This window comes from Polaribacter sp. IC066 (assembly GCF_007997085.1).
GTDB lineage: Bacteria > Bacteroidota > Bacteroidia > Flavobacteriales > Flavobacteriaceae > Polaribacter.
In genome coordinates this window covers 44,504-55,194 of sequence record NZ_VORR01000028.1, presented here as the reverse complement: position 1 = coordinate 55,194, position 10,691 = coordinate 44,504, and the positions used below count along the sequence as shown (strand labels likewise).

The 10,691-nt window shown below is 31.3% G+C and carries 10 protein-coding genes; 1 reads left to right on the top strand and 9 read right to left on the bottom strand.

The features are described 5' to 3' along the window. From ES044_RS19505 to dnaX, 3 genes are all read right to left on the bottom strand, one after another. On the bottom strand, positions 1-154 hold a 154-nt coding region (locus ES044_RS19505; RefSeq protein WP_147187119.1), incomplete at its 3' end, for a transposase family protein. A gap of 79 nt (positions 155-233) precedes the next feature. Beyond that, complete coding sequence (locus ES044_RS10815) at positions 234-1,061, bottom strand: hypothetical protein (RefSeq protein WP_147187115.1); 828 nt, start codon at positions 1,059-1,061, stop codon at positions 234-236. A 44-nt stretch (positions 1,062-1,105) separates the two neighbouring features. Further along, entirely contained in the window at positions 1,106-2,794 is a 1,689-nt protein-coding gene (dnaX, locus tag ES044_RS10810; RefSeq protein WP_147187113.1) for a DNA polymerase III subunit gamma/tau, read from the bottom strand. A gap of 314 nt (positions 2,795-3,108) precedes the next feature. Between dnaX and msrA the strand changes: the two genes are divergently transcribed. Next, the gene (gene msrA / locus ES044_RS10805) at positions 3,109-3,765 is read left to right on the top strand and encodes a peptide-methionine (S)-S-oxide reductase MsrA (RefSeq protein ID WP_147187111.1); all 657 of its coding nucleotides are present in this window, start codon (positions 3,109-3,111) and stop codon (positions 3,763-3,765) included. Positions 3,766-4,506: 741 nt separating this feature from the next. Here msrA and ES044_RS10800 read toward each other — a convergent pair. From ES044_RS10800 to ES044_RS10775, 6 genes are all read right to left on the bottom strand, one after another. Beyond that, on the bottom strand, positions 4,507-5,781 hold the full coding sequence (locus ES044_RS10800; RefSeq protein ID WP_147187109.1) for an IS1380 family transposase: 1,275 nt from the start codon (positions 5,779-5,781) through the stop codon (positions 4,507-4,509). Positions 5,782-6,299: 518 nt separating this feature from the next. Next, positions 6,300-6,488 (bottom strand): hypothetical protein, encoded by a 189-nt coding sequence (locus ES044_RS10795; RefSeq protein ID WP_147119823.1) that lies wholly within the window; start codon positions 6,486-6,488, stop codon positions 6,300-6,302. Positions 6,489-6,715: 227 nt separating this feature from the next. Beyond that, entirely contained in the window at positions 6,716-7,444 is a 729-nt protein-coding gene (locus tag ES044_RS10790; RefSeq protein WP_147119822.1) for an ankyrin repeat domain-containing protein, read from the bottom strand. Between the two features lie 148 nt (positions 7,445-7,592). Then, positions 7,593-8,636 carry a M28 family metallopeptidase gene (locus ES044_RS10785; RefSeq protein ID WP_189663291.1) on the bottom strand — a complete coding sequence of 348 codons (1,044 nt, stop codon included), beginning with the start codon at positions 8,634-8,636 and terminating at the stop codon, positions 7,593-7,595. A 64-nt stretch (positions 8,637-8,700) separates the two neighbouring features. Then, positions 8,701-9,498, bottom strand: a complete 798-nt coding sequence (locus tag ES044_RS10780; RefSeq protein ID WP_147119820.1) for an ABC transporter ATP-binding protein — start codon at positions 9,496-9,498, stop codon at positions 8,701-8,703. Between the two features lie 106 nt (positions 9,499-9,604). Next, on the bottom strand, positions 9,605-10,633 hold the full coding sequence (locus ES044_RS10775; protein ID WP_147119819.1) for an iron ABC transporter permease: 1,029 nt from the start codon (positions 10,631-10,633) through the stop codon (positions 9,605-9,607). Positions 10,634-10,691: the final 58 nt, after the last annotated feature.

The window sequence follows — 10,691 nt, the reverse complement described above, 5'->3', positions numbered from 1 at the left end:
CAAACACAACCATTTGCTCCCAAGTTTCTGCCCCACAAATGACCGAAGTTATTCCGATAAGAAGAATGTCGACTAAATTGTGAAGTCGGTTTATATGGCTTCTATGATCTTCTATTTGACCAAAAATGTGCTTTAAATTACTCGATGATTCCATTTAGTTAAATTATTGATTATCAGCATAATATACGAATAATTAACAACTTAAACAACTGTAAATCAATTAAATAAATAATTTAAACACAAAAAAAGTATGATTCTGCCCTGAATGCCCACTCGTTATTTAGGTTTTTTTCGAAACCAATAAATTCAACTTTGAGCATAATAGCATTTATTTTTTTAATAAATGCAACATCTTTGTGGTAGGTTTTTATAGCCTCAATTTTAGATAACTTTTTAGCAACTTTTAAACTTTTTGATAATTCACTAACACCTTGTAAATAATAATTTACATTCCCTTTATTCTTGTAATGGAAAACCGAATTCACACAAAAAATAGGCAAAATAAATAATATAAAAAGAGGAAAGAAGAATGATAAAAGAATTGATAAAATAGAAAACGCAGTTAATAATTGAATAAACCATAGGTTTTTGGGTTTTTCAATTTGTTTCCCGTTAATGAGTTCTTCTAAATAATAATTGCTAGTTGCATTTAATTTTGATACTAAAAGCTGACAAGAAATACTTAACTCTTTCTCTTTTTGAAACAACATTACCAATTCATCAAACTTTAATAGCTCTTTTAGAGAACCAATCGTTCGTAATTTAAAGTATAAATATTGCTGACCTATTTTTGAAGAAGTTCTGTCTATGAATTTAAAGAGTTCATCGATATCTAAATCGACCTTACTTTTTTCAGCGATTATATGGTAGGCTTTTTCTTGGTGTAAATTATTGTCAAAATATTTACGAATACTAAAAAAGTTATAATAAGAGTCCTTTTTTTCTTTTCCCCATTGATCAAAAAGACGTGCTTTAAATTTTTTTAAGCGTCTTTTATTATTAAAATTACGGATCAAAAATAAAACTGTTAAAATAAAAGCAACACCTAAAAAATAGTTCATAAAGATAGCGTATAGAATAGATGATGAATTTGTAAAGTAGTGTATTACATATCTAACTCAAAAGTTTGCCGTAATTTTTCTAATAAAGGATTCATTTCTTTCATCTTATTAAATTTTTCTAACGGAGTGTACGCAAACTTTTTTTCTACAGTTTCATTTAATTTTACCAAAATGCTAATTCCGTAATTATTTAATTGATCTCGTAAAAAATTTAACAATTTGGGTCTTCCTCTTTTAAACTGTTCTTCCATTAATTTATTAGGTACGGTAAAAGAAACATTAAAATCTGCGGCTAATCTAGGCACATCTGTTGCTACGATAGAAGCCATACTTCTTTCTCCATTTTTTTGAAGCAATGCCACGTATGCTTTCCAAAGATCTTGCAATTGTTTTTCTGTAAAAACGTCTTTAGGATGATTGTCGAAGTTCTCTTCAACAGCAAGTTTTTTTACAACCTTCTTTTGATGAATACTTTTTAAAGAAAGTGATGATGTAAGTCTTTGAGCAGACACTAAAACAGGTTTTTCTGGTTTGGGTTTTATTGCTTCGACTTTTTTAGTTGGCAGAGTTTCTACTTTTTGTTGAACAGGTTGTATAACTTGTTTAGGAGCAGGAGAAAGTGCTTGAAAAAATGTAGCAGGAATTATGTAGTTAGCTGGTTTTTTTTTTTCTCCATCAAAAGTGATAGAGGCAATCTGCATTAACGTTAACTCGACCAGCAGTCGCTGATTTTTGCTAACTCTATAATTTAAATCGCAATCATTTGCTTTGTTAATGGCTTGCATTAAAAAAGGAATACTTGCTTTTACAGATTGTGTTAAATATTTCTTTTTAGCAGTATCACCAACTTCTAGCAACTCTAACGTTATTTTGTCTTTAGCAACCAGTAAATCTCTAAAATGGCTTGCTAATCCGTTTATAAAATGATGCCCCTCAAAACCTTTACCTAAAACGATATTGAATGCATTTAATACCTCCGGAATTTTGTTTTCTATCAACAAATCGGTCATATTAAAATACGTATCATAATCTAATACGTTCAAGTTTTCTGTTACGGCATCTCTCGTTAAGCTTTTGCCAGAAAAACTAACGACTCTGTCAAAAATAGAAAGTGCATCACGCATGGCGCCATCTGCTTTTTGAGCAATAATATGCAATGCATCATCTTCTGCCGTAATTCCTTCCTTTTCACAAATTATTTTCAGATAATTTTTAGCATCTAAAACACCAATTCTTTTGAAATCAAAAATTTGACAACGCGATAAAATTGTCGGAATTATTTTGTGTTTTTCTGTGGTTGCTAAAATAAAAATAGCGTGTGCTGGTGGCTCTTCTAAAGTTTTTAAAAAGGCATTAAAGGCCGCTTGAGAAAGCATGTGAACTTCATCAATAATATAGACTTTATACTGCCCGGTTTGTGGCGGAATGCGAACTTGATCGGTTAAGCTTCGAATATCATCTACAGAATTATTAGAGGCTGCATCTAACTCAAAAATATTAAATGCAAAATCTTCATCTTCTGCAAGTGCTGCATCTTGTTGATTTATCTTTTTTGCTAAAATTCTAGCACAAGAAGTTTTGCCAACGCCTCGTGGACCTGTAAATAGCAAAGCTTGGGCTAAATGGTTGTTTTTTATAGCATTATCTAACGTATTCGTAATGGCTTGTTGCCCAACTACATCTTCAAAATTTTGAGGACGGTATTTACGTGCAGAAACTATAAAATGCTCCATTTATTTAGATTGATTTTTTTAAGTGTTTTCAAGCAGCGTCAAGAATACATGAAAAGATTAATCTTTTAAAAGCATTCAATGGCAAACTTTAACGGATAAATTGATGCACAAAAATAAGTATCTACCAATTGTTTTACAAGATGGATTCTTAATAAAATGCTAAAGTTGTAAACAAATTGTATGAAATGGCATGTTATTGCGACAAAAAAAAGGATTCGAGTTTTGTAATCGGATTAAAAGTTCGGAAATTTGTAATTAAATTTTAATCGTTTAATTTTGCTACAAGTTTTAATTTTAAAAAACAAAATAATAATATGAAGTTTATAAAATCATTTTTTACTGTTGCTTTTTCATTAATGCTAATTTCTTGTTTGGGTTTTTCTAAAAAGAAAGAAAATATAAAAGAGAAAGCCGATTATGTGCCTACAGAAAATACAGAGATTGCTTATTTTGCAAGCGGTTGTTTTTGGTGTGTAGAAGCTATTTTTGAAAGTGTTACAGGAGTAGAAGAGGCTGTTTCTGGTTATGCAGGCGGACAAACTACAAACCCAACATATAAATCTATTGGAACGGGACAAACAGGTCATTCCGAAACAGTGGCTGTGTATTACAATCCTAAAGAAGTAAGTTTTAAAACTTTGGTGGATGTGTTTTTCGGTTCTCATGATCCTACAACGATAAACGGACAGCATCCAGATTATGGTTCTCAATATCGTTCTATTGCTTTTTATTCGAATGAGACTGAAAAGAAAATGATAGAAAATGCAATTGCTGCCTTAAATAAAGAGGTGTATGCTGGTAAAATAGTGACCGAAGTTACCAAACATACAAAGTTTTATAAAGCAGAAGAATATCATCAAGATTTTGAACGAAAAAATCCGAATCAATCCTATATACAATCGGTTTCTATTCCGAGATTAAATAAGTTTAAAAGCAAGTTTCCTGAATTGCTGAAAAGTGATGTGCATTAAGGATTCTCTTTTAGTAGCTTTTACGAACCACGTATTATGGAGCCATGCGCTACAGATTACGTGGTTTTTTCCTTTTTTTTGGTATTTTTTAACGAAGTGTTCCTTGTTTTACAAGTTCTTTTTAATAGAATCTTCTTTTTGTTGGCATGCTGTCTGTTCTTACTCCATAAAAAAGAATTGTAGTCTCTTTAAGGATGATTTTCCTTTTTTGAAGTTGGTTGCTGTGTTCTTAACGAATGTTTTCTGTTTTTTCGCGCTTTTTATGCATTCCTCCCCGTTCTTTTTGCGCTCCTAATGAAGCTTGTTGTATTCCTTGCATTTTTTTTAAATATTTTCTTGCTGTGATGGGGTAAACCTATTAAGTAGCTTCTATTCCTTATTAATTTCTTTTTTAAAATAGCAACCAAAATTGGTTGAATACGTTTTTTTTTAAAGGGAGTAATCAAGGTATTATCGCATGGTATACTATTGTGCCTTAAATCCGCAAGTAAGATATTAGGATATTTGATTTCATTTTAATTGTATTTAGAATGATGCAACTTTTCACTTTATTGCTATTTAAACGTTCATTTTTACTTATTTTTTACTTTTATTTTCTATTGCAGATTTCAATCATTGAAATTTCATTTTTGAGAAGAAGTCAAAAGGACAAAACACTTAATAATCACATTTTAAGTAAGTTATATTTTTATAGTAGACGTAATTATCCTAAATGATTTACTTTATCAAGAAATTTAGCGCTTAAACTATCAGAGGATACTCTTTTTTCGTATACAATTTCAGGATGTTTTGTCTTGAATGATATATCCATTTAAATGGAACAACTACAAATCTGAAAATGAACTTTTTTAGTCTGTAGGTTGTTTTTACAAAAGACACTTTTTCTGAAAAAACAGTCAACAAATGCAAGAAGAAATTTCTGCACATTGCCATAACTAGCATAAATACGGTATTTTGTTCTAAAAATGAAAAGGGTAGCTTTTTCCAACCAAAATCATTATTCATTTCATCAAAAATCTTTTCAGCAGCACCTCTTAAGTTGTAATATTCGATAACCTGCTGGTCTGAAGAGTCGGTATCTGTGGTTAAAATAGCTCTATAGATGAAATTATCTTGAAATTCTAAATCAGTCTGTCCTGTTTTATTGCGCTCACGACTTACTACATAACGATAGTTTTTATCGCCTTTAAAAGGTGTATAGTTTACACTGCAAACTTCAACATCAAAGAGACCTATACGTACAATTTTCCAGTTTTTTACCGCTCTAATTTGACTAGAGAGTTCTGCGCAGCGTTGCGCTCTTATGTAAATAATTTCACTGTATTGCTCAGCCACATCAATAATTTCTTTACTGAAAGAGCCGCAGTCCATTCTGCTTCTATTTATTTTTACCTTCTTGGTTTCTAGCAAAGAATAGACATTTTTTAAAGTGTCGGCTTGCTTATATTTCACGTTCGTATTCCCATTTCTGTTTTCGATATGAATAATGTGTTTTCCAATGGTAGAAACTCCAGGGAAATAGCCCCGCTTCATTTTATAACTTTTTTTTGAGTCATATTTTTCACAGGGAATAAACTGATGATCAAAATCAAAATCATAGTATTTATTAACCTCTAAAACCCTTGTTTTAAGTAGCATATCTAGGTTTAAAGCATTCAGTTTTTTGTGAGTACTAAACTGATGTTCGATACCCGAATTACTGATATGAACTTCTTTTGACTGTGCTAAATTTTTTAAAACATGACCAATAGTATCAGGTGAGCAAACTTTTAAATTTGGAATCTGAAGAAAGTCTGACTTTAAATGTTCTTGGATATCTTCGGCGCAATCTCCTCCTGCTAAAAAAAGCATCCAAAGGTTTTTTATCACATCTGAATAACTGAATTTTGACTGTAAAGGTCTCTGTCCGAGATGCTTTTCAATCAATGAAGAGAATTCAAGATTATTAAATATTTCGGATATAAAATTTAATCCGCCGTAAGCACTAATATTTTCTGTAGTTGTTGTAATTTTCACCTGTCAGGGTTTTCACCCAAGTTGGTGAAAATTATTGAGATGGAAAAGTCTTGTAACTACTATTTTTACAGGACTTTCCGTTTCTTTTGAATTGAGACCTGCGGAGTTAAGGTTATGTATGTTGTTTTTAATATCGGGCTATTGCTTTTTATTTAAATGCTGCTGAAAATAAAATTAGATACGATGCAATTGCCCCATTAAATTCAGAAATAGGTATGGGTAAAATAGTGGCTAAATTTGGTAAACATGCAAAGTTTTATAAAGCGAGGGGATATCCTTAAGATTTTGAGTGAAGAAACCCTACTCAAACATATACAAAGGCGGTTTCTATTGGAGGGTACATCAGTTTAAAAGCCAGTTCCCTTAATTATTAAAAAGTGACAAGCACTGCATTTTAGGTTTGCCATTGATCGGGTGGTACTGTTTTTTTCCACAAACGAATAAAAGGCTATTTAGAGAATCTAAATAGCCTTTAATTTTTTTGTAATGCACTCTTTTTCCCTATTCTGGTTAAAAGCTTAAAATTTATTTCGGTCATCTCCGGGTCTTGGAGACTTGAATACGTCCATTCCTTCTTTTTTATGCGCCACCATTTGTTCTTTGATAAACTCACTGAATTGTTTGTTACTCTGATCATCCTTTTTAGAAAATTCAGCGACTGTTTTGGTTATTCCTTTTGACTTTGTATTCAAATATGTTGTATTCATAAACCTGTAATTATTTTAATATTGCTACTAATGTACAGGTTAAATACTGCAAGCGTATGCCCGCTATCTTAAAATAAAGAGCAGCGTATAACTAAAGACATATTCTCATAAGTGTATTCATAATAGAACTACTTTATTAAAATTAATAAAGGCTATAAACAAGACTCATGTAACAGTAATATTGCTGTTTGTGCATTATTTTTATGGGTATCATAAAAGTGAAATTATTAATTTTTCAGGGCTTTTTTAATTAAATATTTAATTTCAGAGTTTTTACTTTTTTTAGCAATTTCCCAAGTTGTCATTCCTCTAGAGTCTTTTAAATTTAATGGTGCATTATAGTGCAATGCTAATTTTACCATGTCAATATTTTTAGTTTTGATAGCTTCATGCAGTATACATTCTCTATCTCTACCAACAATATCTACTTTTGCACCATTTAAAAAGTAGAACTTGGCAATATCATACTTTTTAGCGTGCAATGCGGCAAGTAACGGTGTCGCTTTATCATTCGGTTTAGATTCCATATCTGCACCATATTGTAGTAATAACTTCACTAACTTTAAAGAACCTCCTTGAGAAGCAAACCGAATGGGTTGCTGATTATTAGAATCTTTTGATTTCCAGTTGACATCGACACCATTCTCTAATAAAATTTGAACACTTTCGTAAGAATTTGCGATACAACCAACCATAATAGGATGCATCCCTTTTTTCTCAAGCAAATTAATATCTGCTCCGTATTTTAAGAGCAATTTTAATGCAATTGTATCATTTTTATAAACAGCGAGCCAAAGAGGAGTAAGGCCTTTTTCATTAAATTGGGCTGTTGCTCCTTTATTTTGAAGTATGGTCTCTAAATTTTTATAATTTTGGACTTTAAGATTCTCAAAAATATCTTGTGAATAAGAAGTAAAAACTAAAAATACGAGTAAAAAGGGGAGTATGTTTTTCATAAAAATAATTAAAAAGTAAGTTAAACGGTTTCTTTTATTAAACGAATTTACATTTTTATGACAACATCTCCATCAATCAAAAAGTAGTTAAAAACAAAAACCAAGCAATTTTTATTGCTTGGTTTAAAGATCATTAAAAAAAAGTTGTTTATTTTTTTACTGCTTCCGCTTTCACTTCTTCTTCTTCTTTAGGCTCTGCTTTATCCGCAAAAATTCTAGTTTTTCTATTGGCAATTTCCCAAGCTGTATGAAAAATTAGACGAGTTCTATTTTCTAGCTGTTCATAGTTAATTTTATCAGGAGTATCAGTTGGTTTGTGATAATCTTCATGCGTACCATTAAAATAAAAAATAACGGGTACATTATTTTTTGCAAAGTTGTAATGATCTGATCTGTAATAGAATCTATTAGGATCATTTTCATCATTATATGTGTAATCTAAATTAATATTCGTGTGCTTTGTATTCATTTCTTCAGATACCTCGTGCAGCGCTGTGCTCAATTTATCAGAACCAATTAAATACACATAATTAGGGTTGTCTTTGTGCTTCTCATCAATTCTGCCAACCATATCTATATTTAAATTACAAACGGTGTTTATTAAAGGAAATAAAGGATCAACATCGGTATAATATTTAGAACCTAATAAACCTTTTTCTTCGCCAGTAACATGTAAAAATAATACAGATCTTTTCGGACCTTTACCGGCTTTAGCTGCCATTTGAAAAGCTTGCGCAATTTCTAAAATAGCAACAGTACCAGAACCGTCATCATCTGCACCATTGTAAATTTCACCATCCTTAATACCTTCATGATCTAAATGTGCAGAAATAACTACAATTTCGTCAGGATTTTTTGTTCCTTTGATAAAAGCAACAACATTTTCTGAAGCTTTTAAAGGAGTTTTTCTTTTGCGCGTGTTTAAAAATTCTGCGGGAACTTCTTGAAAATAATCACCACCACCTAAAGGCGAAGCAATTCCTTCTGTTACATAGAATTTTTTTAAATAGTCAACCGCCATTTTTTGACCAGGTTCCCCAGTATTTCTTCCTTCAAATTCATCTGAAGCATAGATATAAAGGTGCGTGCTTAATTCTTGTGCAGTAATTGTTGCGGCATATTTTGCGGCTTGCTTGCTAGAACCACAAGACATAAAAGCTAGCGTACTAGCAATAAAAAGTATTTTTTTCATCAATTAAAAAAGTATTAAGTTAGTAGGGTTTATTGCAATTGTTTAGAAAATTGCATCTGCGAATCTAGTTTTTACGAATGATAAACTGTTGTAAATTTCTGTTAAAATTAACAATATCTTTAGGAAATAAATCATCAAAAGTATTTTTTTCGATTAAATAATCAGGAGTTCCCGTATAAACCTTATCATCTGTAAATAAAATGACTTCATCAGCAAACTGAATGCATAAATTTACTTCATGAGAAGACATGATAATTGTTTTTGAGGTTTCATCTACTAGTTTTTTTAACAGCGAAAATATTTTAATAGTGTGATGCAAATCTAAATGCGCTGTAGGTTCATCTAAAATAATAAGGTCGGTATCTTGTGCCAAAGCGCGCGCAATTAATACACGTTGCAATTGACCATCACTCAATTCATAAAAAAATTTATCCTTTAAATGTTCAATTTCAGTTTGGGTTATGGCCCAATTTATTTTCTCTAAATCTGCTTCAGAAATTGTATCAATCCAATTTGTATAGGGTTGTCTGCCCAAAGCAACCAATTCAAAAACAGTAATCTGACTTTCTGGGAGTCTTTCTGTTAACACCAAACTTAAAGAGGTAGAAAGTTCTTTGTTCGAATATTTTTTTAAATTTTTATGGTTGATGTAAATTTTGCCACGTAAAGGTTCTTGCACTTTAGAAATGGTTCTTAATAAGGTAGATTTACCGATTCCGTTTTTACCTAAAACAGTCACTAATTTTCCCTTTTCAATAGTAATATCAATATTATTAGCCACAATAGTTTGCGCTTTTTTTGTTTGATACCCTATAGAAAGGTTTTCGGTTTTAAGGACGATATTTTTTGTATGCTGTGTAATGGTGTATTTATTAATTCGTTTAATTTATACATATATTTGATCACTATTATTTTTGTTCACAAACAAGCTAGTTCTTGCTCTTCAAGAAGATTGGGACAGGCTTCTTTTAAACAAATATTTTCTTTTTTCTCATCAGCAACCAAATAACAACTGGTGCACCAAATAAAGAGGTAATTGCATTAATTGGTAATGTAAACTCGCTGGTTGGTAATTGTGCAATAGCATCGCAAATTAACAATATAATTGCACCAATAATAGCCGTTGCCGGAATTAATATTTTATGATTAGACGTTGTAAAAAACATTCTGGCAATATGCGGTACCGCTAAACCTACAAAGGCAATAGGGCCCGAAAATGCTGTGATTACACCTGTTAATAAACTTGTAATGAGTAAAATAATTATTCTACTTTTTTTAATGTTGATGCCCAAACTTTTGGCATAATTCTCACCTAATAAATAACTGTTTAGTGGTTTTATAATGGTTAAGGTTCCTAACAAACCAATGCTATAAATAGTTATAAAAACAGTAATTTCATGCCAAGATAAATTACCCAAACTGCCAAAACTCCAAAATAAATATTGCTGAATTTTTGCGGCTTCAGAAAAGTAGGCCAAAACGCTAATAATTGCAGCGGTTAAACTACCAAACATCAACCCAATAATTAAAATAGACATGGTGTTTTTAACTTTATTGGCCGCCATAATAACAGCAGATAAAACTAAAAAAGCGCCCAAACTAGATGCTATTGGTAACGACCAATTAGAAAGCGAACTTGTTAAAAAAAAGCCACCAAAAAGAGATGAACCTAAAATTAAGAGTGCCACGCCTAAACTAGCGCCCGAAGAAATACCCAAAACAAAAGGGCCTGCTAACGGATTTCTAAACAATGTTTGCATTAACAATCCGGAAATTGATAAGCCAGAACCTGCCAAAATGGCTGTGATTGCTTTCGGGATTCTAAAATTAAACAAAATAATAGTCCAACTTTCTTTGGATGTTGAGTTGCCCGTAAAAAAAGATATAATTTCATAAAGCGGAATAGAAACAGAACCTAAACTAATATTCGTAAAAAACAAGAGCACCAGTACAACTGATAAAATTATAAAGTGTTTTGTGTAGTTCGTTTTTTTCATTCTAATAGAAGGTCTCACAGGTTATTTTGCTGAACTTGATTCGGTATCTTACCAATGA

What these genes read in the sequence shown, in the direction of transcription:
- ES044_RS10815 (WP_147187115.1), bottom strand. Translation starts at nt 1,061, where the DNA reads ATGAACTATTTTTTAGGTGTTGCTTTTATTTTAACAGTTTTATTTTTG.
- dnaX (WP_147187113.1), bottom strand. Translation starts at nt 2,794, where the DNA reads ATGGAGCATTTTATAGTTTCTGCACGTAAATACCGTCCTCAAAATTTT.
- ES044_RS10790 (WP_147119822.1), bottom strand. Translation starts at nt 7,444, where the DNA reads ATGAAAAACATACTCCCCTTTTTACTCGTATTTTTAGTTTTTACTTCT.
- ES044_RS10775 (WP_147119819.1), bottom strand. Translation starts at nt 10,633, where the DNA reads ATGAAAAAAACGAACTACACAAAACACTTTATAATTTTATCAGTTGTA.
- msrA (WP_147187111.1), top strand. Translation starts at nt 3,109, where the DNA reads ATGAAGTTTATAAAATCATTTTTTACTGTTGCTTTTTCATTAATGCTA.
- ES044_RS10795 (WP_147119823.1), bottom strand. Translation starts at nt 6,488, where the DNA reads ATGAATACAACATATTTGAATACAAAGTCAAAAGGAATAACCAAAACA.
- ES044_RS10785 (WP_189663291.1), bottom strand. Translation starts at nt 8,636, where the DNA reads ATGAAAAAAATACTTTTTATTGCTAGTACGCTAGCTTTTATGTCTTGT.